Source organism: Bacillus sp. VT 712, assembly GCF_001614195.1.
GTDB classification, from domain to species: Bacteria; Bacillota; Bacilli; order Bacillales; family Bacillaceae_H; genus Priestia; species Priestia flexa.
Window position 1 is genome coordinate 1 of sequence record NZ_LWBK01000019.1, and the last position, 24,542, is coordinate 24,542.

Consider the following 24,542-nt stretch of genomic DNA (forward strand, 5'->3'; position numbering starts at 1 on the left):
GGAGCACCCGACCACGATCATCTACAAAGCAAGCAAAATGTTTTCGCTTGGCAATGTCAATTCCTACTACGAGTGTATTCTCGGTGACTTGATTTATTTTCTGATTTTGTTTAAAATCCACTTTGGAGGCCTCCTTGGTTAACTAAGTTAGGGGTCAATTCGCGCTATGATTTGACACCCCGTATCATACCAAGAGGGCTCTTTTTTGTTCAAGTCCCCGAAAATCCTTCTAACAGGAATGCTCCTTAATCAAATTTTTTTGATTTATTGTGTAAATGCAAGGTAGGCTTTTTCAAAGTTAGAATAAGTTGTTTTGCCTCTAAGAAGTGGATCATAGTTGAAGAATCGTTTAAATATAAGCTCTTTAGCTTCATGTGCTTTCATCGTTTGAGTGTTCATAACTAGTTGAAAATAAGAAATAAAGTACTCTACTGAAAGGTTTCCAGAATTGTTTACTCTCACTTGTTCATCACCTTTACTTTCTTCATCAAATTTTCTTGATGAATTAAGCATAGATGGAAATTTCAGATAAATCAAGTTATTTAATCAAATTTTTTTGATTTATTAAAATTGGCTTATGCCTCAAGACGTTCATACTTTTTTATTTACCGCTGATACTAAAAAAGTCTTGAAAATTATTTCAAACAATATTATAGTTCACATAAACATATAAGCAAATTATTATATATTGATTCAGTTGTGAAGGGGAGGTGTCATAATGGAAACTAAAACGGTCGTTGAAATCGAAAAAGCGGCTCAAATTTTAAAGCTGCTCGGTGATAAAACGAGATTATCTATGATGAAGCTGATGGAACATAGTGAGTGCTGTGTATGTGAATTCGTTGATATTTATGGTGCAAGTCAGCCAGCAATCAGCCAGCATCTCCGCAAGCTAAGAGATGTAGGGCTAGTAAGAGAAAGACGAAAAGGACAATGGATTTTCTATTCGCTTAATAAAGAAAGCGAGAATTATCATTTTATACTTAGTATACTCGCGTCGATACCAAGCCAAGATCAACGCTTAAAAGAGTTAGAAGAAAAAGGGCTTCGTATTAATTGTTGTGAGTAATTGGAGGTAATAAACAGTTAGAATAAATCTATAAATATCTATAAAAAACTATTGATTTTTCATACATTTCATAATATAATAGAATTATCCACTAATTCAAAGGAGAATGAAATGTATGAAAAAATACAGTATTGGTCAATTCGCAAAAGAAATCGGAGTAACAGTTCAGACTTTGAGAAATTGGGATAAGACAAATAAATTAAATCCACAATATACTGCACCTTCTGGACACCGTTATTACTCTCAACAACAACTTGAATATTTTCTTGGTTTACATTCTCCTGAATCAGAATCGAGAATAACTATCGGCTACTGTCGAGTATCTTCTCATAAGCAAAAGGATGATTTGCAGAGACAAGTGGAAAACATGGAATCATACTTACTGTCTCAAGGTAATCCATTTAAGATTGTGAAAGATATAGGTAGTGGCATAAACTACAACAAAAAAGGGTTAAATGATGTTATTGATTTAGTCCTAAATTACAAAGTAGATAGAGTTGTAGTTTTATACAAAGATAGGTTATTACGATTCGGATTTGAACTCTTGGAAAATTTATTTGCTAAATACGGAACAAAGATTGAGGTTATCGACAATACTCCAAAGACAGATGATCAAGAGTTGGTCGAAGATTTAATTCAAATTGTTACTGTATTTAGTTGCAAATTACAAGGGAGACGGGCGAATAAGGCTAAGAAATTAATTAAGGAGTTGAAAGAGAATGATACTAGCAAAGAAGATACGAATTAAACCAACTAAAGAACAAGAAATTCAACTATGGAAATCTACTGGTGTGGCAAGATGGGTATACAATTGGACATTAGCTAGACAACAAGAAAATTATCAACGAGGGTTGAAATTCTTATCTGACAATGTTTTAAGAAAAGAAATCACACAAATTAAAAAACAAGAGGACTTCCAATGGTTGAGTGAAGTATCAAATAATGTAGCTAAACAAGCTGTTAAAGATGCTTGTGATGCATATAAGAGATTCTTTAAAGGTTTGGCGAAACGTCCAAGATTCAAGTCTAAGAAGAAATCTAAACCTTCTTTCTATAATGACAATGTGAAACTTAAAGTAAAAAAGAACACGGTGTTAATTGAAAAAGTAGGATGGGTTGCAACTTCTGAGCAAGTCCCAATGGGAGTGAAATATACTAATCCTAGAGTATCTTTTGACGGAAAGTATTGGTATATCTCTGTTGGAGTAGAGCAAGAACAAGTAAAACAAGAATTAACGAATGAAGTAATTGGAGTAGATTTAGGAGTTAAAGAATTAGCAATTTGCTCGAATGAAATGGTGTTCAAAAACATTAACAAAACAAAAGAAGTGAGAAAGATTGAGAAACGTTTACGTAGGTTACAGCGAAGCGTTTCTCGAAAATATGAGATGAATAAGGAGGGAAACCGATTTGTCAAAACATGTAACATTATAAAAATCGAAAAGCAAATACGAAATCTACACAGACGGTTAGCTAACATTAGAAACAACCACATTCATCAAGCAACAAATACAATCGTGAAAACCAAACCTTGTAAAGTTGTGATGGAAGATTTGAATGTAGTTGGAATGATGAAAAATCGTCATTTAGCTAAAGCAGTAGCCAAACAAAAGATGTATGAATTTCTCCGTCAAATGAAATACAAATGTGAAAAATACGGAATTGAATTTATACAAGTTGGACGTTTCTTCCCATCTTCTAAAACATGTTCGTGCTGTGGACAAATTAAATCAGATTTAAAATTATCTGATAGAGTTTACAAGTGTGACTGCGGATTAGAGATAGATAGAGATATGAATGCTGCGTTAAACTTAGCTAAATATGGAGAATTAGTAGCTTAGTCACTTACAAGACACTACTAATGTGTAGGGTTCGTTGTACCCGAATTAACGCCTGTGGAGTATCATATCAAATGTGAGTAGCTTCGGCAAAAGCAGATACAAAGAAACAGGAAATAAACATTGCTTATAGATTTTTATAGGTTTTTGGCAACGGGTTAAAATTTGACATCAGTTGTTTTAGCATCACTGATCTTTTTGGTGACTTTAGTGTTTGTTATCTGGCAGCCAAAGAATTTATCGATTGGCTGGTCGGCGATAGGGGGAGCAGTTATTGCTCTTCTAGTTGGCGTTGTTAACTTCGGTGACGTTTGGGACGTAACGCAAATTGTTTGGAACGCTACGTTAACGTTTATTGCTATTATTATTATCTCATTAATTTTAGATGAAATTGGCTTTTTTGAATGGGCAGCGCTTCACATGGCGCGTGCTGCTGGTGGAAATGGTATTCGTATGTTTGTGTACGTTTCCTTACTTGGAGCGTTAGTTGCTGCATTTTTTGCAAATGACGGTGCGGCCCTTATTTTAACGCCGATTGTACTTGCAATGGTTCGAGCATTGAAGCTCGATGAAAAGATGGTATTTCCGTTTATTATTGCAAGTGGATTTATAGCTGACACAACATCGTTACCGCTTGTGGTAAGTAACTTAGTAAACATCGTGTCTGCTGACTTTTTTGGTATTACGTTCTCAGAATATGCGTCTCGCATGATTATTCCAAATTTCTTTGCACTGTTTGCGAGTATTTTAGTACTGTATTTATATTTCCGAAAAAGCATTCCAAAGCGCTATGATGTAACCCATTTACAGGAGCCAGTAGCAGCGATTAAAGACCAAAAAATGTTTCGTTTATCTTGGTTTGTCTTAGCTCTGCTTCTAGTCGGTTACTTTGTAGGAGAGTTTATAGGCATGCCTGTTTCTATTATTGCAGGTATCATTGCCGTATTCTTCTTGCTTATGGCAAGAACAAGTCCTGCAGTTCAAACAAAAACTGTATTAAAAGGTGCACCTTGGGCAGTTGTCTTTTTCTCAATTGGTATGTACGTAGTTGTGTACGGTCTTCGTAATGCAGGGCTTACTGAAGTGTTAGCAAACGTTATTCAAGCAGTTGCCGACCAAGGATTGTTCGCGGCAACAATCGGTATGGGCTTTATTGCAGCGATTCTATCATCCATTATGAATAATATGCCGACTGTCATGATTGACGCATTAGCTATTGATGCCACTGCGACATCTGTAACCATTCGAGAAGCACTTATTTATGCCAATGTTATTGGATCTGATTTAGGTCCAAAGATTACCCCAATTGGTTCTTTAGCTACTTTATTATGGCTTCACGTTCTTTCAACAAAAGGAGTGAAAATTTCGTGGGGCACGTATTTTAAAACAGGTATTATCTTAACCATCCCAACATTGTTTATTACGCTTGTTGGTTTATATATTTGGTTACTCATACTTTCATAACAGACAAAAAAGGAGATGCTACACATGACAAAAAAAACAATTTACTTCCTATGCACAGGTAACTCTTGCCGTAGCCAAATGGCAGAAGGTTGGGCAAAAAAGTATTTAAGTGATGAATGGAATGTATACAGTGCAGGTCTTGAAGCACATGGGTTAAATCCAAATGCTGTAAAAGCAATGAAAGAAGCAGGTATTGATATTACAAATCAAACATCTGATGTAATTGACCCTGAGATTTTAAACTCTGCAGATTTAGTAGTGACGTTATGTGGTCACGCAGCTGATCACTGTCCAGTGACGCCACCACACGTAAAGCGCGTGCACTGGGGCTTTGATGATCCAGCAAAAGCAGAAGGAACAGAAGACGAAAAATGGGCGTTTTTCCAACGAGTACGTGATGAAATTGGAGCTCGCATCCAACGTTTTGCTGAAACTGGTGAGTGAAAAATAGATAAGTCGAGAGCTAGCCTCTCGACTTTTTATATTTATTGGACAGGAGGAAACTAAGTTTTTGGTCCAAGATTCATATAAATAGTGATACAAATCATATATTTTTAAGGTGTAGAGGATGAACAGTGAAAACTATCAATCCCTTATTTATAATCGCATTTTAATTGGTGGTACGTTAGATGTAAAAGAAATGATACTGGCAAATCCAGTAGATATAATCTATGATTTGGGAGCAGAGGCTCTCGAACATGATGAACCAACACTGCGTGTACCCATGCCTATAGTAGATGATAAAGAGCGACAAGACGAATCAATTGAAAGAGCTATCCGTGCAGTTGTTTCATCATATAAAGAAGGTAAGAAAACCTATTTCCACTGTGCAGGTGGGAGTAATCGTACAGGTACAGTAGCGATGGGTGTATTACTGGCCCTTGGAGAAGCAGAAGCAGGTAGCATAGAAGAAGCAGAGAAAAAAGCGAAAGCTACTAGATCAAAAATTAATATAAAACCTGAAATGAAAGCTTCTCTTCAACGCTTATTTCCTAATGCTTAAAGGCGTTGATAAAATGTTAGGTCAGACGTCGTTTTTACGTGTATAAAGTGTTGAAAGCTACATTCTTTGAGTTTAATAGCAGAAAACGATATACTTGACGAAGTGAAGATTTTTAAGTCAGGGGGAATCATTGTTATGAGTTTTATGCCTAAAGCTATTTTCTTAGATATGGACGGTACGATTTTAAACCGCTCGAATCGAGTAACAATTGAGACAAAAGAAATTATTGATGACCTACGTGCACAAGGAATCTTCGTCTTTATTGCAACAGGAAGAGCTTTTGATGAAATAGCAGAGCTAGTGCCTGAAGGCTTTGAAGTAGATGGATTCATTACATCCAATGGTATGGCAGGACATGTGGGAGGCGAAATGGTCTTTAAGCATTCACTGTCACGCGAATTGGTTGAAAGAGTCATTGAAAAAGCACGGGAAAACCAAGTTTATTACGAATTATTCCCATATGGAGCACCGCGAATGACGCTTCAACAAGACAGAGAATATGTTGAACATGAAGTTCGTGAGCCAAAGCCAGAAAGCGTTGAAATTAATGAATGGCTTTCAAGAAAAAAAGCTATCGGAGAAGAGATTCAGTGGCAAGAGAAAATTGAAGGCAGTGAATTCTCCAAGTTTTATTTCTTTGCTAGAACCTATGAGCATATTAATAAATGGAAAGCGGAGCTTGAAGAGTTAAAGCAAGAGATGGATTTTACAATGTCCATTTCATCGCCTCATAACGTAGAGGTGATGGTTGCGAATGTTAATAAAGCAACTGGAATTCAACAGATGCTCAAACACTTTAACTTACCGCATGAAGATATTTTAGGTATCGGAGACAGTAATAATGACCTGCCAATGTTTAAGTACGTTGGATATGCAGTAGCCATGAAAAATGCCGGTGACCATATTAAAGATATTGTAGATGACGTGACAGAGTATAGCTGTGATGAAAACGGCGTTTATCATTATCTTTCTAGATTTAAAGTGGAAAAAACCAATTCGATTATGCCAAACGCATAATCTAAGAAGTTAACGAGATTCTTTGCTCGTTAGCTTTTTTATGTATGAAAAAAGTTATAAAATCGAAACCTAATATTAATAAAGTCAACGTGGTGGCTAGTCGTTTACTATGTAGTTATGATTATTATTTCTTATTTAGGTTCATTTGGCGGAGAGCTTGGAGTGTTAGGAAACCCTTTAAATCTATTTTTAATTGCTGTTATTTCCTTAATAATTTACTACTGGGCAAAACATTCTGGCTTGCCAAAAGCCATTATTGATGAAGATGATTAACAATAAGCACCCTGATACGTTACGTATCAGGGTGCTTATTTAAATAATTGGTTTGTTCATTTTATAAGTTGGATAGCAGTAATAAGGCGGTCTAGGACCAATTTTTGGCATGGACCACGAATTATTAATGTACACCATTTTTACTTTATCATCTGATTGATTTACTAAAAGCAGCTGTACTTCTTTATTAAACTCATATTTCACTCTGTTCATCTCCTCGTACTAAGAACTTGTTGATTCCCCTCCGTCTACGTGCAAAACTTGCCCTGTAACGAATCTCGAATCATCAGATGCTAAATATACATATGTTGGAGCAAGTTCAAACGGTTGGGCTGCACGTTCGAGTGGATTAAAAGAACCAAATACGGCCACTTGGTCTGAAGAAAAGCTAGCTGGAATAAGAGGTGTCCACGTTCGACCAGGAGCTACGGCGTTCACGCGAATTCCTTTTTTTGCTACGCTTTTAGCTAAAGCGCGCGTAAAGCCAACGTTTGCAGCTTTCGTTGCAGTGTAGTCAATAAGCTGTTTTTCACCTACATAAGCAACAACCGAAGCTGTATTAATAATTGAGCTTCCTTCTTTTAGATGTGGAAGAGCTGCTCGCGTCGTATAGAAATGAGAATAGATGTTGACTTTAAACGTTTCATCAAACTGTTCATCCGTAATATCTACAAGGTCTAGCTGCTGAAATTGAATGCCCACATTATTGCAAAGGATATCAAGCTCACCAAACGTTTCAATTGTTTGGTCAACAATGGCAACGCACTGCTTTTTTTCTCTCAAATCACCAGGCAACAACAAACAGCGCTGACCGAGTTCTTCAACTCGAGATTTCGTTCGATTTGCATCTTCGTGTTCGTTTAGATAGGCAATGGCGACATCAGCGCCTTCCTTTGCAAATGCAATGGCAGCGGCTGCACCAATTCCGCTATCGCCTCCCGTAATTAGCGCAACTTTTCCTTTAAGTTTCCCGCTTCCTTGATAGTTTGGGTTTTCAATAATAGGAAGGGGAACCATTAATTTTTCTACACCCGGTTGACTAAGCTGACGCTGTTCGGGAACATTGATGGGAATTTCTTTAAACTGGGTAATGTTCCCATAGTTTGGGTAAAGGGGATAAGGATCATTTTGCATTTCGCTCTTGAATTTTTCTTGCAATTCTTTAATTTGACGCAGCTGTTCTTGATCTCTCTCGTTCATATAAACCTCCTATAGAACAAATTTACTTCTATAGCATCTCTATGCTCACTTTGATAAACAAATGAAGAGAATATTTTGTAAAAGGGGAGTATTCATAAAAAAAGTAGGAACATAACGCGTGTTATGTTCCTACGTGATAAAGTTATTCTTTCATTTTTAATAACCGTAAACTATTTAAAATAACGAGTAAGGCTGCGCCTGTATCACTTAATACGGCAATCCAAAGCGTCAGCCAACCAGGGAAGATAAAGATTAACGCAATAGCTTTAATGATAATAGAAAACCAAATGTTTTGCTTGATAATCTTTAAAGCTTTGCGGCTAAGTTTTATGGTGTGCGGAAGCTTCTCTAGATTATCAGCCATGAGAACGATATCTGCTGTTTCCATTGCTGTATCGGTGCCAGCTCCACCCATTGCGATGCCGAGGTCAGCGGTAGCAAGAGCAGGAGCATCATTAATTCCATCACCCACCATTGCGGTTTTATAACCTTCAGCCTGCAGCTTTTGAATTGCTTTGACTTTGTCTTCTGGCAAGAGGTTAGCAAAATATCTCTCTACGCCAGCTTCTTTAGCAATAGTTTTAGCAGTTCCTTCATGATCACCTGTTAGCATGACAGTTTGTTTAATACTTGTGTTTTTTAAGTTTTGTAAAGCGGATACAGTTGTGCTACGAATGGTATCTGCTACGCTAATCACACCTAAAAGCTCTTTTTCTGTTCCTACAATAATAATCGTTTTCCCGCTTTCTTCAAAACGCTCAACGTGAGTCTGCAAATTCTCAAAAGTAGTTCCTAGTTCAATGAACAGCTTTTTATTTCCAGCGTAATAATTAGTTCCGTTGATGGTTGCCTGAACACCTTTTCCGGTAATGCTTCTAAAGTTAACTCCGTCTAACGTATCAACGTTTCTTTCATCCGCGTATGTCACAATAGCTTTTGCAATGGGGTGATTAGAATAAGCTTCAAGGGTTTTTATAACAGCAAGTAAGTCTTGTTCAGATTTCAATGCAATTACATCTGAAACAGCTGGTTTTCCTTCTGTTAGTGTGCCGGTTTTATCAAACGCAATAGCGTTTATAGCGCCAGCTTTTTCTAGAAAGGTTCCGCCTTTAATTAACACACCATTTTTTGCGGCGTTGCCAATAGCTGATACAATCGCGACTGGTATGGAAATAACTAAAGCACAAGGGCACGCTACGACTAAAAGCTCAAGTCCTTTATAAAACCACTCACTCCATAGTCCGTCAAAAACGGGAGGGAGAACCATAACGAATAGCGCTAAAATAAAGACAATAGGTGTATAAATAGCGGCAAACTTATCAATAAACGCCTGAGTAGGGGCTTTTTTCTCCTGAGCTTCCTCAACTAGATGAATGATTTTTGAAATCGTTGTATCTTTCACTAGCTTTGTTACTTTAATTTCAAGAGAGCCGTTTTCATTAATTGTGCCAGCATATACGGTATCACCAACCGCTTTATCAACGGGAATAGACTCTCCTGTAATAGGAGCTTGATTAATGCTAGAATCACCTTGGATAATCTCTCCATCTAAAGGAATACGGTCTCCTGGTTTTACGACTAGAACATCACCAAGGGCGACGTCTTCAACCGCTTTTTTGATTAAGGTATTGCCGGTTTTTACCCAAGCATCAGGAGGGGCTAAATTCATCAAGTTACGAATGGAGTTTCTTGTTTGTTCAATTGATCTTGTTTGAAGCATGACGCCTAAAGCAAAGAGCCAAACAACAGTAGCACCTTCTAGCCATTCTCCAATAATTGCTGCTCCGAGTGCAGCAACGGTCATTAAGACATTCATATCGAGTGAACGGCTTTTAATCCCGTAGTATGCACTTTTTGCGGGCTTGTAGCCGCTAATAATCATCGCGATGGCATATAAAACGTTACTTATTAATAATGGAATTCCAAAGAGAGAGCTGGTGAATCCCAATGCAATAAGTACACCAGAAGTAATTACCGGAAGCGTATTTGTTTTTTGAGAAGAAGAAACTGTTCTGCTACTCGTAATCAAGGTAGCCGTATAGCCGGCTTTTGATATTTCACGAATAATCTCTTCTGTAGGGGTGTCGTGCTCTACCTGCGCTTTTCCAGTTGAAAAGTTGACGCGAACATCTTGAACGCCAGATATATTTTTTAAGTGATTCACAATGGTATTTGCGCATGCTGCACAGTCCATTCCTTCAATTAGGTATGTCTTTGAGTTTTGGTGATGAAGAGGTTCAATGTCAAAACCAAGCTTTTCTACCTGACGTATAATTGGAGAGAATGCAGATGAATGAGCAGCGGAAACCTGTAATTTTCCTGTGCTGTAATTTAGGTTTATTTCATGAATGTCATGTAGATTTCGCAAGCTCTTTTCAATGGTAGCAGCACACGATGGACAGTCCATTCCATAGACGCGATACGTTTCAATTTGTCCAGGGTTTTCTAGATTAATAGACTCAGAGGGCTCACTAGTACAACAAGATGAATGCGTATGATGCTTTTGTAAACTGGCGCTGCTTGAACCGCAGCAGGATGCTGTTTGTGTTTCATGCTGTTCTTGGCAACAGCTTTTTTCTCCTTTATAACTTTCTCGATCGGAATGTGCCATTTCTTTCAACTCCTCATAGTATACAAAAAGCTTAGCTCGTTACGGATGAATCGTTCTTAAACATCGTTACAACCAATTGCTTAATGTGCTCATCAGTTAACGAATAAAAAGCAAGCTTACCATCTTTTCGATAGCTCGCAATATCTAAATTGCGTAATAGTCTTAGGTGATGAGAAGCAGTAGCAACCGTACATTCCACAATATTTGCCACGTCACATACGCATAGTTCATCACTTTGACAAAGAGCAAGTACAATTTTTAATCGTGTTTCATCAGCTAATGCCTTGAGTGTTTTTGTGACTGCTTGAATGCTTTCAGTATGAATCGATGGCTTAATTCGATTGACTTTTTCTTCGTTAAAACAATAAATATCACAGCGATCCTTTGCCATAGAAATCTCCCTTCATTCAAATAATCGTTTGAATATAGTATATTACAAAGATAATAAAACGTTCAAACAAATATTTGAATGTAAATAAGATAAGTACACAAAAAAGAGTTTGGGACATAACAAAATGATTGCTTCTAAAAGACGAACACTAGCTGTTCCCATCTCTTTAGTTTGTCTCAACACGTTCGTTCCATTCCACCCTGTTTCCAACATTGTTTTCACAATCAACAAAAAACCTGAATGATTAAAAGTTATGAACTCTCAATCGTTCAGGTATAGTAAGGACTGAACTACTTATGTCTCAGTCTCTTTCACTCTTATCATTTTAGGTTCTTTTTAATGTACTTTACAATCTTGTGAAGCTCTGTTACTGCCGGGCGGCCAAATGGGCTGGTTTGCTGCTGTTGGTATAAAAGCTTGCCATTTTCGTCAACAAGGAAATAAGCAGGTTCACCGTGCGTTCCGTGATCTTCGTATGGAGAATCCTCACTATGATAGTATACGTCGAACGCTTTTAATGCTGTTAAATCCTTGTCTTGTAATATCGGAAACGCCAAATCATTTTTTTCTGCTAGTTCTTGCAAGCTTTCTTGTTGGTCGGTTGAAATTGCTAATAAATGCACGTTTTGTTCATCAAAGAAACCTTTATGCTCTTGAAAATCTTTTAATTCACTTTCACAAACTGGACACCATGCTCCGCGGAAAAATACGATTAAATGCCAGCTTTTATGTTCCTGTTGATGCTGATCAAACGAAAATGTTTCACCTGTAATTGTTGGTAGTGTGAAGGTAGGAATTGTATCTCCTAATTGAAACTTTGCCATTATGAATCTCTCCTTTAATACAAATTTGAGTAACTACTTTGTAAGCTATATGTATAGTACCCGGAATCCTAAGATTGTAATCTAAAAAATAGATATTCCTTTTTATAGAAAGAGATGAAACTTTAGTAAGGTTGAGTTAGGATATAAACGGAGGAATACATAGAATTCAAACTAATAGTGAAAGGAGAACCCACGATGTACATAACGTATCATACACCAGAAGAACAAGATTTAAGCGAGTTAATGGTCATTGAAAGACTGGGCTTCACTCCTGAAGAAGCGGCAACTGAAAGCGCAATGAAAGAAAGAATCCAAGTTATAGCTGATTCGTTTATCATTGCGAAAGATAAAGAAGGGAAAATTACTGGATACGTCGTAGGCCCAGTCATTCCTACACGTTATTTAACGGATGATTTGTTTGAAAAAACGAATCTAAATCCAAAGGAGGGAGGCTTCCAAAGCGTACTTAGCTTAGTTGTTCATCCGGATTATCGAGGGCAAGGTATTGCTCGTAAACTATTAAATGAGTTAGAAGCTGTGTGCGTGAACCGGAAAAGAGAAGGGATTACGCTTACTTGCTTAGAAGAACTCGTTTCTTTTTATGAAGAAAACGGTTATCGTAATGAAGGGAAATCAAACTCAACACATGCAGGTGAGGTTTGGTTTAATCTCGTAAAAGAAATGTTGTGAAAATAGAGTAGGTTCGAAGTGTGGGTTGTTTTCTATACTAGTAGTACAAATGATTTATGAATATGCAGAAATATTCACAAATATGCTTAGGAAGTATTGACAATACAGTTTTTTCTTCATACAATTGAAAATGATTATCATAGTCATTCGAGAGGGGACAACACGGTGTTTAAGAAGAAATTTTATTACAGTATTTTTATAAGTATGCTTTTATTATCAGTTTTTTTAACAGCTTGTACTAATAGTGCCAGCGAGGTAAAAAAAGACGATAATATGTTAACGATGGCTTGGCCGAGAGATGTGGGAGAAATGAATCCACACGTATACAATCCGTCCCAATTATTTGCACAATCGATGGTATATGAACCATTAGTAAGTTATCAAGAAGGCGGGAAATTACAGCCTGAGCTTGCTGAATCTTGGGAAATATCTGAAGATGGCAAGAATTATACGTTTCACTTACGTAAAGGCGTGAAATTCTCTGATGGCACTGATTTTAATGCAGAGATTGTGAAAAAGAATTTTGACGCAATTCTTAAAAATAAAGATTTACATAGCTGGTTAGGCTTTATGAACAAAATTGACCAGGTTAATGTAATTGATGACAACACGTTTCAACTATCTTTAACCGAACCTTACTATCCAACAATTCAAGAGCTAGCAGTTGTTCGACCAGTTCGCTTCTTAGGAGAAGCAGGTTTCCCTAAAGACGGAGATACGTCAAAAGGTGTTGAAAAAGAAGTGGGAACAGGGCCTTGGATTTTAGATGAATACAAAAAAGATGAATATGTAATTTATAAGCGAAATGAGAACTATTGGGGAGAGCTTCCAAAAGTTGAGAAAATTAAAGTGAAAGTAATTCCTGATGCAGAAACGAGAGTGCTTGCTTTTGAAAAAGGTGAAGTAGACTTGCTCTACGGTGAAGGCTCAATTAGCTTGGATACGTTTAAACAATTAGAAGCGAATGATACCTATGAAACAAGCATTTCAGAACCTGTTGCAACAAGACAGCTTGTCATGAACACGAAAAAGGAACAGCTTGCAGATGAGCGCGTTCGTCAAGCACTACAGTATGGTTTTAATAAAGCAGCAATGGTTGAAGGCGTGACGTCAGGCGTAGAGGAGAAAGCGGATAATATTTTACCGACGAATTTTCCATATACAAAAAATCTTGACGCCAAACCAGTAGATTATGATGTGAAAAAGGCTGAAGCGTTGTTAGATGAAGCTGGATGGAAGTTACCAAAAGGAAAAGAAGTGCGAGAAAAAGACGGACAGCCACTAGAAGTGGAATTAATGTATGACTCAGCAGAGAACATTCAAAAAACAATGGCTGAAACGCTGCAGGCTGAATGGGCAGCTCTTGGTGTAAAGCTAAACATTGTTGGCGTGGAGTTAGCTGAGCAAGTTCAGCGATTTAAAGGTAATGAGTTTGATATTAACTTCTTTAGTAACTATGGGGCTCCCTATGATCCTCACACATTTGTAAACGTTGTGGCTTCAGACGGTTACGGCTTTAAGGAAGCTATTTCAGCTTACCCTAACAAAGATGAGCTGATTAAACAAATGGTAGAAGTTCCAAAAACAACGGATGAAAAAGAACGACAAGAGTTATATACATCAATTCTAACATCTTTACAAGAGCAAGGGGCGATTGTACCTATCTCTTATATTAAGAAAACAGCAGTCTATCAAAAACAAGTAAAAGACTTTACTTTCCCTGCTAATCGAGATGAACATCCATTTGCAGGTATTAACATTAAACAGTAAGTAGTTAAGAGGTGTGCGTTATGGGCTATTTTATACTAAAACGAATGATGTCAATTGTTCCTGTATTTCTTTTTGTAATGCTTATTACAACTGGAATGATTCATCTTTCGTCTGTTGATCCAGCTGAAGCATATTTGGCAGCAGCCCATATCCAGCCAACAGATGAGATTTTAGAGCAAAAAAGACAAGAATTTGGATTAGATCATCCATTTTTTCTTCAATATGTACATGCAATTATCAGGATATGCCAGCTCGACTTCGGCATATCCTATCTTTCAAATCAGCCGGTTTTAGATGAAGTAATGGTCCGCTTGCCAGCTACGCTGCAGCTAGCTTTTGGAAGCTTTGTAATTGCGATCATTGTCAGCGTCCCTTTAGGGTTTATCGCTGGAATAAAGAAGAATAGTGCTGTTGACCATATCAGCCGAGTCATCTCTTTTTTCGGAGCATCTATTCCTACATTTTGGTTAGGATATATTTTAATCTTTTTCTTTTCTGTTAAGCTTGATCTGTTTCCGGTGGAAGGGGTTGGGACTTGGAAGCATCTTGTGTTGCCAGCGATTACCCTTGCTATTCCGCTAATTGCTATGTATACAAGGCTACTGCGTACGAGTGTTCTAGAGAACTTAGAAGAACCCTATGTGTTATTTGCTAGAACACGAGGAATTAGTGAGAGGGTAATTATGACAAAGCACGTCTTACGGATTGCTATTTCTCCAATGATTACGGGACTTGGAATGAACCTTGGTAAGTTGCTTACAGGAACAATCATCGTTGAATCGGTCTTTTCGTGGCCTGGGTTTGGCCGCTATTTTATTGAAGCAATTTTTAATCGAGATATTCCTGTCATTCAATGCTATGTGTTAATTGCGGCTGTTTTATTTATTGTTAGTAGTTTGATTGTGGATTTAATTCAAATGTACATTGATCCTCGGATTTCAAGGAAAGAAGGATAGTAGTGATGAAGTTAGGCATTTATAAACTATTTAAATCTCAAAAGGTAATTGCAATTTGTTCGATTATATTAGGGATTCTTTTTATCACTGCTATATTCGCTCCTTTCATTGCGCCTAATGATCCAATTGCTGTTAATCTAGCTCATAAGCTTCAGTCACCGTCTTTTGAATATCCGCTTGGAACGGACCATCTAGGTCGCTGTACGTTTTCACGTCTTTTATATGGAGCGCGCATTTCATTGGGGTTTGCGACGCTTATTTTCGTTTCATCACTGGTAATAGGGTTATTGGTGGGAGCCTTTTCAGGATATAAAGGTGGTTGGATTGATCAGTTTTTAATGAGGCTATGCGACGGTATTATGGCGTTTCCAAGTCTAATTCTTGTTCTTGGACTTGTTGGTATACTTGGACCAGGACTTTCACAGGTTGTTTTTGCCTTAATCCTTGTGCAGTGGGCTTATTACGCGCGGATGTTTAGAGGAATGGTACTGAGCTTAAAAGAACAAAATTTTATTGCTGCTGCGAAAGTTAGCGGTTCATCACAATGGAAGATTATTCGAAAGCATATCATCCCAAACGTACTGCCTCCACTTGCTGTCATGGGTACACTCGAAATGGGATGGGCCATCATGGATATATCTGCAATGTCTTTTCTTGGACTAGGAGTCCAGCCTCCAACACCAGAGTGGGGCGCAATGATTCATGAAGGGAAATCCTATATTCGAACAAACCCTGAACTAATGCTGTATCCAGGCTTAGCCATCATGCTTGTCGTGGTTACGTTTAATTTATTAGGTGAAGCTTTATCAGAGCGATATGGAAGCAAACGTCAGTTCTAAAAGGAATGAAGAAGTTGGAACATATTTTACAAGTGAAGAATTTACACGTATACAAAAAAGCAGCGAGTGGCCACACTTCTTTGGTTCAAAATATTAATTTAAATCTAAAGCGTGGCGAAGTGCTAGGATTAATAGGAGAAAGTGGCTCAGGAAAAACTGTCACCAGCACAGCAATCCTACAGCTGTTTCAGCAAAAAAACGTACATGTCGATGGGAGTATTCTTCTAAACGGTAAAGAGCTTAACGGACTGGATGAAAAAGAAATGCGTACCGTTCGTGGTAAAGAAATTGCCTTTATCATGCAAAACCCAATGAATGCTTTCACACCGGTTTTTACAATTGGGCATCAATTTGTTGAAACGATTCGCTCTCATACAAAATGGAATAAGAAACAAGCTAGAGAGATGGCTGTGGAAGCGATGAAAGCCGTCAATTTACCTGATCCAGCCAGCATTTTAAAGCAGTATCCTTTTCAGCTAAGTGGGGGCATGCTTCAGCGCGTGATGATTGCTTTTGCGGCTTGTTTAAATCCAGCTGTTATTATTGCAGATGAACCGACAACTGCTCTTGATGTTTATAATCAAAAGAAAGTATTACTTCATTTAAATAATATTCGCGCTGATTATGGGTCAGCTATTTTATTAATTTCGCATGATTTAGGCGTGATTGCTGAAATGGCTGATCAAGTAGCAGTTATGAGAAAAGGTGAAATCGTAGAACAAACAGATGTATTTAAATTATTTGATTATCCAAAGCATGAGTATACGAAGAAGGTTTTACAATCTAGACCCATGTTAAATCTAGATTAATCATTAATTCGTAAAGAGGTGAAGAAATGACTTTATTACAAGTGAATAACGTTAGCCATCGCTATAAAAGCAGGAGTTTTTTTAAAAAAGAAAGCCATTCAAGAGAAGTGCTTTCTGATATCTCATTTTCTATAGAAAAAGGAACATGTCTAGGACTGCTTGGGACAAGTGGAGCCGGTAAAAGTACGTTAGGGAAAGTAATCCTTGGCTTAGAACAGCCTGAGCATGGTGAAGTCTTATTTCAAGGTCAGAATCTTTACAAAGCAGATAAGAAAATTCATCAGCAAATTCGCCGTGATCTTCAAGTGGTGTTTCAAGATTCATATTCTTCGGTTAACCCCCGTTTAACAGCAGAACGCATTATTGCTGAACCGCTAGAAAACTACGAAAGCTTAACGATAGCACAGCAAAAGAAAGCTGTTATCGAACTGTTGGAAAGAGTAGGACTTAGTGAAAATGATTTGAAGAAATATCCTCATCAGTTTAGCGGTGGACAGTTGCAGCGAATTAATATTGCAAGGGCAATTGCATTAAAGCCAAAATTAATTGTATTAGATGAAGCGGTTAGTAGCCTGGATATGGTGACCCAAACATTAATACTAGAGCTATTGCAAGGATTAAAAGAAGACTTCCAGCTATCTTATCTTTTCATTACGCATGATATTAAAGCTGCGTATACAATCAGCGATAGAATTGGAGTATTAGAAAAAGGAAAACTAGTACAACAGTATGATTCAAAACATGAGTTTTTCACTTCGGAACATTCAGCAGTGAAAGAAATGAGAAGCTCGATTCTTGCAGAGCATCCGCGCTTTCGTTCGATTGGAACAAAAGAAAAAGCGTATGCCCATGCGTAAAAAAGCCTTGGTTTTTATAATCAAGGCTATTATCTTTGAAAAAGGAGCGTGACCTATTGAATTATCGTACATATCTTGCTCTCGCAATTCCACTAACGATTTCAACGATGACGACGCCTTTATTAGGAGCTGTCGATACGGCTGTGGTTGGGCGACTTTCAGACCCTGCGTATATTGGTGGTGTAGCAGTTGGAGCACTTATTTTTAATACATTATATTGGCTGTTTGGTTTTTTGCGCGTTAGCACATCTGCTTTTGCAGCACAAGCTAATGGAGCCAACAGTTCTGAGCAAGGAATCCTTGCGTTGTCCCGTCCATTTTTAATCGCTCTAGCGGTTGGACTTATTTTTATTCTGCTACAGGTACCGATTCAGCGTGCAGCTTTGGCAATTGTGTCTCCAGATGCAGCCGTAAGTCGATTGGCTGTTGAATATTTTACAATTCGCATATGGGGAGCACCCTTTACATTAATGAATTATGTGATTTTAGGCTGGCTGATGGGAATGGCTAAGATTAAGCAATCTCTCTCATTGCAAATTATAACGAACGTATTAAACATGACGCTTGCCATTCTATTCGTAGAGGTCTTTTCTTTTGGAGTAAAAGGCGTCGCAGCTTCTACATTAATAGCGGAAGTCACAGCATTTATTTTAGGATTATTCATTGTTTCTAAAGCATCTCCGTTTAAGTGGAAAACACCTTCAATAGGTGTTCTATTCGATACAGCATCCGTTAAAAAAATGTTTAACGTGAATAAAGATTTATTCATACGTACGATTTGCTTGTTAGTTGTTATTAACTTATTTACAGCTAAAGGAGCTTCGTTCGGCACAGAATTTTTAGCAGCTAACGCGGTGCTATTTCAAATTCACTATATTATGGCTTACTTCTTTGATGGCTTTGCGAATGCTTCAAGTATTCTTGTTGGAAAAGCAGTGGGGTCTCAGGATCGAAGTTTGTATATCCAAACTTTATCTCTATCGAGGAAGTGGGCCGTCATTGTAGCTTTTGTAATAGCCGGGGTATACACAGCTTTCTTAGAACCAATCATTAAGCTTTTTACAACGTTACCTAGCGTTATTACGCTTGCTACTGAGTATGGAGTGTGGCTCATTTTATATCCGTTTGTAGCTTGTTTAGGGCTTGTCATGTACGGCGCATTCACCGGAGCAACCTATATTGCACCGATTCGAAACTCAATGCTTTATGCGATGCTTTTATACATCGTTGCACAGGTAGTAGCGACGCCGATATGGCATAATCACGGGCTTTGGCTAGCATTTACTTTATATACGGTTGGAAGGTCGGTATTTTTAGTTATGTATCTTCCTAGCTTAAATAGACGATTTTTAAGTCAACAGAACGCAGCTTAATAAATGTTTCAAAGGGTAGAAAATTGGAAAGAAATACGTGCATCAGTTATTCTGTAAATAGAATAACTGATAGGAGGCAATATAGATGATTACAGAACAGGATATAAAGCACCTTAAGCGCTGTGTGGAATTGGCTGAAAGCGCGCTTGAAGAAGGAAACCAGCCATTTGGTTCTATTCTAGTTTCAGAAGATGGCAACGTGCTTTTTGAAGACTATAACCGTATTTCAAGCGGTGACGATACGCAGCACCCTGAATTCTCAATCGCGCGCTATGCAGCCGAGCACTTATCAAAAGAAGAGCGAGCGCGTGCAATTGTTTATACATCAGGTGAACACTGTCCCATGTGCTCAGCTGCGCACGGTTGGGTTAGGGAAAATTATCTATGCAAGTTCATCGAACCAGCTAGCCCAGTGGCTGCACGAGCTAAACGTTGCTCCGTCACCTGTGCGTAACCTATCGATTGAAGAAGTGGTGAAGGGTATTGAAGTAGATGGACCTGTCCCTGAATTAGCTGAGGAAGTTCGGAAGTTGCATGTGAGGCTTCATAAGAAATAATGAGAGTAAACCTGCTGAAGATGATCAGCAGGTTTTTTATTGTATATGCTGTTTCAATTAATCTTAAATTTTCGTACAATAAAAAATAGTAAGATAAAAAAGGAGAAGGTTATGTTAAAACCTATTGGTAAACACATTTATTATTTAGATCATCAGCCTGAAACGGACCGACCTTTGCTAGCAGCTGTTGTTGGGGAGAAGCACTGTCTAATGATTGATAGCGGTAATTCACCTGCTCATGCTGAACTGTTCCAAGTGGAGCTTCAAAACGTTACGGAAAAAAAGATTGATATTGTCGCGCTTACTCATTGGCACTGGGACCATACGTTTGGACTACAAGCTATTGATGCTGTAAGCGTTGCACATGATTTAACAAAAGCTAGATTAAAAGAATATCAGTCGTTTGCATGGGATAACGAGGCGCTAGATCAACGAGTGAGAGATGGAATTGAAATTGAATTTTGTCAGGAGATGATAAAAAAAGAGCTTCCTGACCGCTCTAATTTACATATTCAAACACCTGTTATTACATTTGATAAAAGCTTAGAAGTTGATTTAGGGGGCATAAGCTGCCGAATCGAGCATATTGGAGGCGACCATGCAGAAGACTCCTCAGTCATCTACATTCCAGAAGAAAAAATGGTGTTTTTAGGCGATTGTTTAAGCCCTGACTTTTATAGCGGAAGCTGGAGCTATGATTCTAGTAAGTTAGAAAAGGTTATCGAACAAGTACGCTCTTACAATGCAAACTGGTATGCAACATCTCATGATCATGTAGAAACAAAAGCTGAGCTCTTTAAATATCTCGACCAGCTACAGCAGCTATCCAAAATTGCTGAAGATTATCTGTCTGAACAAGAAATGCTTACTAAGTTTAAGGAAGAGGTACATAGAAGTCCTAATGAAGAAGAAAAAGAGCTACTGGACTATTTTCTACAAGGTAACCGAAAGAAGGAAAAGCAATGAAAGTATTAGAACTTAATCAACATGATTTGGAATTAATTGAAGCGGCTAAGCAAAAGATTACGGCACTGTATGAAGATGATAAGCATCATGTAGGAGCAGCTATTCGCTTAGCAACAGGTGAGATTATCTCTACTGTTCATATTGAAGCGTACATTGGCAGAGTGACCGTTTGTGCAGAGGCCATCGCTATTGGAAGTGCCGTTTCAAATGGGTATAAAAGCTTTGATACGATTGTAGCTGTAAGGCACCCTTATAGTGATGAAGAAGATCGAACCATTCGAGTGGTGAGCCCATGTGGAATGTGTCGCGAGCTTATTTCAGACTATGCACCAAACTGCTACGTGATATTGGAAGTAGACGGTAAATTAGTGAAAACGACAATTGGAGAGTTACTTCCTCTTAAGTATACAAGAAGATAAAAGAAGTAATGATTAATGCTCGGAAAGTCTGCTAAGGAAAAGTAGGCTTTTTTTAATGAAGAGGTTACTTTTTAGTGACTATATTACTTGGAAGTACGTACTTTTTTTTATCTCTTTATACGCGTCATAATGAATACATATCTAATGAATGTGATTGTTTATAAAAGCTTATAAATGGTTAATTTACAGAATATAATCGTAAAAGGAGATGCAAACAATGAAAGAAATACTAAAAGGTAAGCTTGGATTCGGTACAGCTCCACTTGGGAACATGTACAGAAACATTCCATTCCAGAAGAAGAAGCCATAGCTACAGTAGATGCTGCATGGGAAAATGGAATTCGCTATTTTGATTCAGCACCTTTTTACGGAGCAGGATTAGCAGAAATTCTACTGGGAAAAGCACTATCACATCGAAATCGAGATGAGTATGTCTTAAGTACAAAAGTTGGACGAGTCATCTTAGACGAGTTAGAAGATCCTTCAGCTCGTGATTTTGGTGAAAAGGGTGGCCTGTTTGAATTTGGAAGGAAAAATAAAATTATTAACGACTATAGTGCAGATGCAACGCTCCGTTCCATTGAACAAAGTCTAGAACGTTTAAAGACTGATCGTATCGACTTTGTTTATATTCACGACGTAGCGCAAGATTTTTACGGAGACGAATGGCTAGCTCAATTTGAATCAGCAAGAACAGGGGCTTTTCGAGTGCTGACTCAGCTTCGTGAAGAAGGGGTTATTAAAGGTTGGGGGCTTGGTGTCAACCGTGTCGAGCCGATTGAAATAATGCTTGAATTAGAAGAAGCAAAACCAGACGTATCGCTTTTAGCTGGGCGCTACACGCTTTTAGACCACGAACGTGCACTAGAACGGGTAATGCCATCAGCAGTAAAACACAACATGGCTATTGTAGTAGGGGGGCCATATAGTTCCGGAGTTCTTGCAGGTGGCACACATTTTGAATACCAACCAGCATCACCGGAGATTATAGCCAAAGTTGAAAAGATGAAAGCAATTGCTGAGCGTCATCATATTACCATTAAGTCTGCTGCTTTACAGTTTGCACTTGCAAACCCTGCAGTGTCGGCTGTTATCCCAGGAGCTAGCCGACCTGAGCGTATTTTAGAAGATAAAGAAGCATTAAATACAGCAATTCCAGCCGCTTTCTGGGAAGAAATGCGTAAAGAAAATCTTGTGGCACCACATGTACCACTACCGGCTAACTAAGTGAAAAAAACCTCATTTTTCTACTTGTGTAGAGATGAGGTTTTTTTATTTGATAGGGTGCTAATCACTCCAACATACTCTTAAAAGCATTTATATGATAAAATAATACAATTGAGCAACGCTATTTTAATGAATTAAAGATATAAGGTGATTAACTAAATGAAGGTAATTATTGCAGAAAAACCAGATCAAGGGCTAAAGCTAGCGTCGCCTTTTTCGTTTAAAAAGCGGGACGGCTATGTGGAGATTGCCCCGAATCAGTTGTTTCCAGAAGGAGCATATTTAACGTGGGCAATTGGACATTTATGTGAGCTTGTACCACCCGAAGAGTACGATCAAAAGTGGAAAAAATGGTCGCTTGATACGCTCCCGATTGTGCCCACGCAGTTTCAACATCGCGTAACGAAGTCAAAGTGGAAGCAGTTTTCAATTATTAAAGATTTACTACATAGACAAGAAGTGAATGAAGTTATTATCGCAGGTGATGCTGAGCGTGAAGGGGAGGCAATCATTCGAATCATCCTAACGCTTTGTAAAAACAGCAAGCCGATGAAGCGCCTTTGGATTTCTTCGCTAACGCCAAAAGCAGTGATAAACGGTTTTGAAAACCTGTTAGAAGAACAAGAAACAAGAGATATTTATTACGAAGCGTTAAGCCGAGCGTGTGCGGATTGGTTAATCGGAATGAACGCTTCTAGAGCATACACGCTCTTGCTTCAGAAAAAAGGAATTTCAGACGTTTTTTCGACAGGACGAGTGCAGACGCCCACGCTTGCTTTGATCGTTAAGCGCGAGCATGAAATTGAAAATTTTAAGTCTGAACCGTTTTGGGAAGTGCTGGCTACGTTTAATATGGACAACAAAATATATCACGGTAAGTGGCATAAAGACGGTGATTCTCGCTTAACTGATGAGCAGATGGCCCATAAAATTATGCAGTTTTGTAAAGGGAAAAATGCGGTTATTGATTCCATTGAAAAGGAGCGCAAAGAGTTTCAAGCACCGTTTTTATTCAACCTTTCCTCATTACAAGCAACAGCTAATAAAATGTTCAAATACTCACCGCAAAAAACGCTTGAAATTGCGCAAAAGCTTTATGTGAAAGGGATTATCTCTTATCCAAGATCTGATTCGAGCTATGTGACAAAAGAAGAAGCGGGAATGTTTCCAGATACGCTTGCAAAGATTAGTGAGCTTGGTGCATTTAAGGAATTTTTCCCTCTTCCTATTGAGTCCATTATGAATAATAAACGGTATGTAAACGAAAAGAAAGTAACGGATCACTATGCCATTATTCCGACAGAGCAGGTGACAGATCCAGCTAAAATGTCAGGGGAAGAATCCAACATTTATACGCTCATTGTCAAAAGATTAATTGCAGCACACTATAAGCAATCCATTTTCGACTATACGACCATTCACACGCTCGTCGAAGGACGGGCAACGTTTATTTCAAAAGGAAAAGAGCAAATCCAAGAAGGCTGGCGCAAAGTTATTTATGGGAAGCAAAAAGAAAAAGACGCAGATGAGGATGAGCAGGACCTTCCTTCACTAGAGGAAAAAGAAGAAGGAATTGTTCAGGATGTAAAGGTGAAAAACGGAAAAACACAGCCTCCAAAGCGCTACACGGAAGGTCAGCTTATCACGCTAATGAAAACAGCTGGAAAGCATTTAGATGACAACGAGCTTGTGAAGGTGTTAACCAAAACGCAGGGGCTAGGGACAGAAGCCACACGTGCAGGAATTATTAGCGTTCTTCGCGATCGCAAGTATATCGAAGTGAAGAAGAATCAGGTGTTTGCCACGAATAAAGGAAAAGTACTAATTCAATCAATTGGACCAAGTATTCTTGCATCACCTGAAATGACGGCCAAGTGGGAGCAGCGTCTTCATGAAATTGGTCAAGGAAAAGCATCTTCTCAAGAGTTTATGGAACAAGCGAAGAAGCTTTCTCTTAAGTTAATTGAAGATGCAAAGGAACAAAGCAACCATTGGTCATTTGACGGATTTGATCTCAGTGAGTTCAAGCAAACAAGAGGTAAAAAAGGTGGAAAAGGTAAGACGACTGGAACAAAAGTAGGAAGCTGCAAAAAATGTGATGGTGACATCGTTGACAAAGGAACGTTTTATGGCTGTTCTAATTACCAAAGTAATCAGTGCAATTTTACATTTTCAAAAAAAATTCTTGGGAAAACGATCTCGCAAGCCAATGCGAAAAAGCTGTTAAAAGACGGGCAAACGAACCTCATAAAAGGCTTTAAAAAAGGAGACAAGATCTTTGACGCGAAGCTTGAGTTAAAAGGAGATAAGACTCAGTTTTTGTTTGAAAAATAAAGAGTAGCTACACAATCAGTCACTAGACTTGTTGTGTAGCTACTTTAATTAATAT

At 38.2% G+C, this 24,542-nt stretch carries 23 protein-coding genes and 3 pseudogenes; 20 read left to right on the forward strand and 6 right to left on the reverse strand.

Annotated elements, in window-relative coordinates; translation table 11 throughout:
* Nucleotides 1-264 precede the first annotated feature (264 nt).
* Entirely contained in the window at nucleotides 265-462 is a 198-nt protein-coding gene (locus tag A2U94_RS10885) for a hypothetical protein (RefSeq protein ID WP_025907646.1), read from the reverse strand.
* Nucleotides 463-718: 256 nt separating this feature from the next.
* Here A2U94_RS10885 and A2U94_RS10890 point away from each other — a divergent pair, with 256 nt between their 5' ends.
* From A2U94_RS10890 to A2U94_RS21525, 8 genes and pseudogenes are all read left to right on the forward strand, one after another.
* Nucleotides 719-1,069 carry an ArsR/SmtB family transcription factor gene (locus tag A2U94_RS10890; protein ID WP_025907647.1) on the forward strand — a complete coding sequence of 117 codons (351 nt, stop codon included), beginning with the start codon at nucleotides 719-721 and terminating at the stop codon, nucleotides 1,067-1,069.
* Nucleotides 1,070-1,184: 115 nt separating this feature from the next.
* The gene (locus A2U94_RS10895; RefSeq protein WP_025907648.1) at nucleotides 1,185-1,817 is read left to right on the forward strand and encodes an IS607 family transposase; all 633 of its coding nucleotides are present in this window, start codon (nucleotides 1,185-1,187) and stop codon (nucleotides 1,815-1,817) included.
* Complete coding sequence (locus A2U94_RS10900) at nucleotides 1,789-2,910, forward strand: RNA-guided endonuclease InsQ/TnpB family protein (RefSeq protein WP_025907649.1); 1,122 nt, start codon at nucleotides 1,789-1,791, stop codon at nucleotides 2,908-2,910. Before A2U94_RS10895 ends, A2U94_RS10900 begins: the two co-directional genes overlap by 29 nt.
* A gap of 162 nt (nucleotides 2,911-3,072) precedes the next feature.
* The gene (locus tag A2U94_RS10905; protein ID WP_025907650.1) at nucleotides 3,073-4,371 is read left to right on the forward strand and encodes an arsenical efflux pump membrane protein ArsB; all 1,299 of its coding nucleotides are present in this window, start codon (nucleotides 3,073-3,075) and stop codon (nucleotides 4,369-4,371) included.
* 24 nt (nucleotides 4,372-4,395) lie between these two features.
* Nucleotides 4,396-4,815 carry an arsenate reductase (thioredoxin) gene (gene arsC, locus A2U94_RS10910; RefSeq protein ID WP_025907651.1) on the forward strand — a complete coding sequence of 140 codons (420 nt, stop codon included), beginning with the start codon at nucleotides 4,396-4,398 and terminating at the stop codon, nucleotides 4,813-4,815.
* Nucleotides 4,816-4,939: 124 nt separating this feature from the next.
* Complete coding sequence (locus A2U94_RS10915; RefSeq protein ID WP_025907652.1) at nucleotides 4,940-5,374, forward strand: protein-tyrosine phosphatase family protein; 435 nt, start codon at nucleotides 4,940-4,942, stop codon at nucleotides 5,372-5,374.
* A 135-nt stretch (nucleotides 5,375-5,509) separates the two neighbouring features.
* Entirely contained in the window at nucleotides 5,510-6,391 is an 882-nt protein-coding gene (locus A2U94_RS10920; protein WP_025907653.1) for a Cof-type HAD-IIB family hydrolase, read from the forward strand.
* Nucleotides 6,392-6,469: 78 nt separating this feature from the next.
* Nucleotides 6,470-6,664: pseudogene (locus tag A2U94_RS21525) on the forward strand (aspartate:proton symporter); the annotation flags it as partial.
* Between the two features lie 39 nt (nucleotides 6,665-6,703).
* Here A2U94_RS21525 and A2U94_RS21530 read toward each other — a convergent pair.
* The 5 genes from A2U94_RS21530 to A2U94_RS10940 form a co-directional block, all read right to left on the reverse strand.
* Entirely contained in the window at nucleotides 6,704-6,868 is a 165-nt protein-coding gene (locus tag A2U94_RS21530; protein ID WP_175384198.1) for a hypothetical protein, read from the reverse strand.
* A gap of 18 nt (nucleotides 6,869-6,886) precedes the next feature.
* Entirely contained in the window at nucleotides 6,887-7,864 is a 978-nt protein-coding gene (locus A2U94_RS10925; RefSeq protein ID WP_025907654.1) for an SDR family oxidoreductase, read from the reverse strand.
* Nucleotides 7,865-8,006: 142 nt separating this feature from the next.
* Nucleotides 8,007-10,475 (reverse strand): heavy metal translocating P-type ATPase, encoded by a 2,469-nt coding sequence (locus A2U94_RS10930; protein ID WP_025907655.1) that lies wholly within the window; start codon nucleotides 10,473-10,475, stop codon nucleotides 8,007-8,009.
* Nucleotides 10,476-10,506: 31 nt separating this feature from the next.
* Nucleotides 10,507-10,866 (reverse strand): ArsR/SmtB family transcription factor, encoded by a 360-nt coding sequence (locus A2U94_RS10935; protein WP_025907656.1) that lies wholly within the window; start codon nucleotides 10,864-10,866, stop codon nucleotides 10,507-10,509.
* 320 nt (nucleotides 10,867-11,186) lie between these two features.
* Nucleotides 11,187-11,690, reverse strand: coding sequence for a peroxiredoxin family protein (locus tag A2U94_RS10940; RefSeq protein ID WP_025907657.1), 504 nt, complete (start codon nucleotides 11,688-11,690; stop codon nucleotides 11,187-11,189).
* Between the two features lie 195 nt (nucleotides 11,691-11,885).
* Here A2U94_RS10940 and A2U94_RS10945 point away from each other — a divergent pair, with 195 nt between their 5' ends.
* The 12 genes and pseudogenes from A2U94_RS10945 to A2U94_RS11000 all read left to right on the forward strand — a co-directional run bounded on the left by A2U94_RS10945 (nucleotide 11,886) and on the right by A2U94_RS11000 (nucleotide 24,487).
* Nucleotides 11,886-12,380, forward strand: a complete 495-nt coding sequence (locus A2U94_RS10945) for a GNAT family N-acetyltransferase (RefSeq protein WP_025907658.1) — start codon at nucleotides 11,886-11,888, stop codon at nucleotides 12,378-12,380.
* Between the two features lie 204 nt (nucleotides 12,381-12,584).
* Nucleotides 12,585-14,150, forward strand: coding sequence for a nickel ABC transporter substrate-binding protein (gene nikA, locus A2U94_RS10950; protein ID WP_051567049.1), 1,566 nt, complete (start codon nucleotides 12,585-12,587; stop codon nucleotides 14,148-14,150).
* Nucleotides 14,151-14,170: 20 nt separating this feature from the next.
* The gene (gene nikB / locus A2U94_RS10955; RefSeq protein WP_025907660.1) at nucleotides 14,171-15,106 is read left to right on the forward strand and encodes a nickel ABC transporter permease subunit NikB; all 936 of its coding nucleotides are present in this window, start codon (nucleotides 14,171-14,173) and stop codon (nucleotides 15,104-15,106) included.
* Nucleotides 15,107-15,111: 5 nt separating this feature from the next.
* Nucleotides 15,112-15,945: a nickel ABC transporter permease subunit NikC gene (gene nikC, locus A2U94_RS10960; RefSeq protein WP_025907661.1), complete on the forward strand. Its 834-nt coding sequence runs from the start codon at nucleotides 15,112-15,114 to the stop codon at nucleotides 15,943-15,945.
* Nucleotides 15,946-15,950: 5 nt separating this feature from the next.
* Nucleotides 15,951-16,754 carry a nickel import ATP-binding protein NikD gene (gene nikD / locus A2U94_RS10965; RefSeq protein ID WP_035319858.1) on the forward strand — a complete coding sequence of 268 codons (804 nt, stop codon included), beginning with the start codon at nucleotides 15,951-15,953 and terminating at the stop codon, nucleotides 16,752-16,754.
* A 26-nt stretch (nucleotides 16,755-16,780) separates the two neighbouring features.
* Nucleotides 16,781-17,611, forward strand: coding sequence for a nickel import ATP-binding protein NikE (gene nikE, locus A2U94_RS10970; protein WP_025907662.1), 831 nt, complete (start codon nucleotides 16,781-16,783; stop codon nucleotides 17,609-17,611).
* Between the two features lie 56 nt (nucleotides 17,612-17,667).
* Nucleotides 17,668-18,984 (forward strand): MATE family efflux transporter, encoded by a 1,317-nt coding sequence (locus A2U94_RS10975; RefSeq protein ID WP_025907663.1) that lies wholly within the window; start codon nucleotides 17,668-17,670, stop codon nucleotides 18,982-18,984.
* 85 nt (nucleotides 18,985-19,069) lie between these two features.
* Nucleotides 19,070-19,541: pseudogene (locus A2U94_RS10980) on the forward strand (nucleoside deaminase).
* Between the two features lie 111 nt (nucleotides 19,542-19,652).
* Nucleotides 19,653-20,507 carry an MBL fold metallo-hydrolase gene (locus A2U94_RS10985; RefSeq protein ID WP_025907664.1) on the forward strand — a complete coding sequence of 285 codons (855 nt, stop codon included), beginning with the start codon at nucleotides 19,653-19,655 and terminating at the stop codon, nucleotides 20,505-20,507.
* The gene (locus A2U94_RS10990; RefSeq protein ID WP_025907665.1) at nucleotides 20,504-20,926 is read left to right on the forward strand and encodes a cytidine deaminase; all 423 of its coding nucleotides are present in this window, start codon (nucleotides 20,504-20,506) and stop codon (nucleotides 20,924-20,926) included. The genes A2U94_RS10985 and A2U94_RS10990 overlap by 4 nt, the downstream gene beginning before the upstream one ends.
* Nucleotides 20,927-21,143: 217 nt before the next feature.
* A pseudogene (locus A2U94_RS10995) lies at nucleotides 21,144-22,153 on the forward strand (aldo/keto reductase).
* Between the two features lie 159 nt (nucleotides 22,154-22,312).
* Nucleotides 22,313-24,487: a DNA topoisomerase III gene (locus tag A2U94_RS11000; RefSeq protein WP_025907666.1), complete on the forward strand. Its 2,175-nt coding sequence runs from the start codon at nucleotides 22,313-22,315 to the stop codon at nucleotides 24,485-24,487.
* Nucleotides 24,488-24,542: the final 55 nt, after the last annotated feature.

What these genes read in the sequence shown, in the direction of transcription:
- A2U94_RS10890 (WP_025907647.1), top strand. Translation starts at nt 719, where the DNA reads ATGGAAACTAAAACGGTCGTTGAAATCGAAAAAGCGGCTCAAATTTTA.
- A2U94_RS10895 (WP_025907648.1), top strand. Translation starts at nt 1,185, where the DNA reads ATGAAAAAATACAGTATTGGTCAATTCGCAAAAGAAATCGGAGTAACA.
- A2U94_RS10900 (WP_025907649.1), top strand. Translation starts at nt 1,789, where the DNA reads ATGATACTAGCAAAGAAGATACGAATTAAACCAACTAAAGAACAAGAA.
- arsC (WP_025907651.1), top strand. Translation starts at nt 4,396, where the DNA reads ATGACAAAAAAAACAATTTACTTCCTATGCACAGGTAACTCTTGCCGT.
- A2U94_RS10915 (WP_025907652.1), top strand. Translation starts at nt 4,940, where the DNA reads ATGAACAGTGAAAACTATCAATCCCTTATTTATAATCGCATTTTAATT.
- A2U94_RS10920 (WP_025907653.1), top strand. Translation starts at nt 5,510, where the DNA reads ATGAGTTTTATGCCTAAAGCTATTTTCTTAGATATGGACGGTACGATT.
- A2U94_RS10925 (WP_025907654.1), bottom strand. Translation starts at nt 7,864, where the DNA reads ATGAACGAGAGAGATCAAGAACAGCTGCGTCAAATTAAAGAATTGCAA.
- A2U94_RS10930 (WP_025907655.1), bottom strand. Translation starts at nt 10,475, where the DNA reads ATGGCACATTCCGATCGAGAAAGTTATAAAGGAGAAAAAAGCTGTTGC.
- A2U94_RS10935 (WP_025907656.1), bottom strand. Translation starts at nt 10,866, where the DNA reads ATGGCAAAGGATCGCTGTGATATTTATTGTTTTAACGAAGAAAAAGTC.
- A2U94_RS10940 (WP_025907657.1), bottom strand. Translation starts at nt 11,690, where the DNA reads ATGGCAAAGTTTCAATTAGGAGATACAATTCCTACCTTCACACTACCA.
- A2U94_RS10945 (WP_025907658.1), top strand. Translation starts at nt 11,886, where the DNA reads ATGTACATAACGTATCATACACCAGAAGAACAAGATTTAAGCGAGTTA.
- nikA (WP_051567049.1), top strand. Translation starts at nt 12,585, where the DNA reads ATGCTTTTATTATCAGTTTTTTTAACAGCTTGTACTAATAGTGCCAGC.
- nikB (WP_025907660.1), top strand. Translation starts at nt 14,171, where the DNA reads ATGGGCTATTTTATACTAAAACGAATGATGTCAATTGTTCCTGTATTT.
- nikC (WP_025907661.1), top strand. Translation starts at nt 15,112, where the DNA reads ATGAAGTTAGGCATTTATAAACTATTTAAATCTCAAAAGGTAATTGCA.
- nikD (WP_035319858.1), top strand. Translation starts at nt 15,951, where the DNA reads ATGAAGAAGTTGGAACATATTTTACAAGTGAAGAATTTACACGTATAC.
- nikE (WP_025907662.1), top strand. Translation starts at nt 16,781, where the DNA reads ATGACTTTATTACAAGTGAATAACGTTAGCCATCGCTATAAAAGCAGG.
- A2U94_RS10985 (WP_025907664.1), top strand. Translation starts at nt 19,653, where the DNA reads ATGTTAAAACCTATTGGTAAACACATTTATTATTTAGATCATCAGCCT.
- A2U94_RS10990 (WP_025907665.1), top strand. Translation starts at nt 20,504, where the DNA reads ATGAAAGTATTAGAACTTAATCAACATGATTTGGAATTAATTGAAGCG.
- A2U94_RS11000 (WP_025907666.1), top strand. Translation starts at nt 22,313, where the DNA reads ATGAAGGTAATTATTGCAGAAAAACCAGATCAAGGGCTAAAGCTAGCG.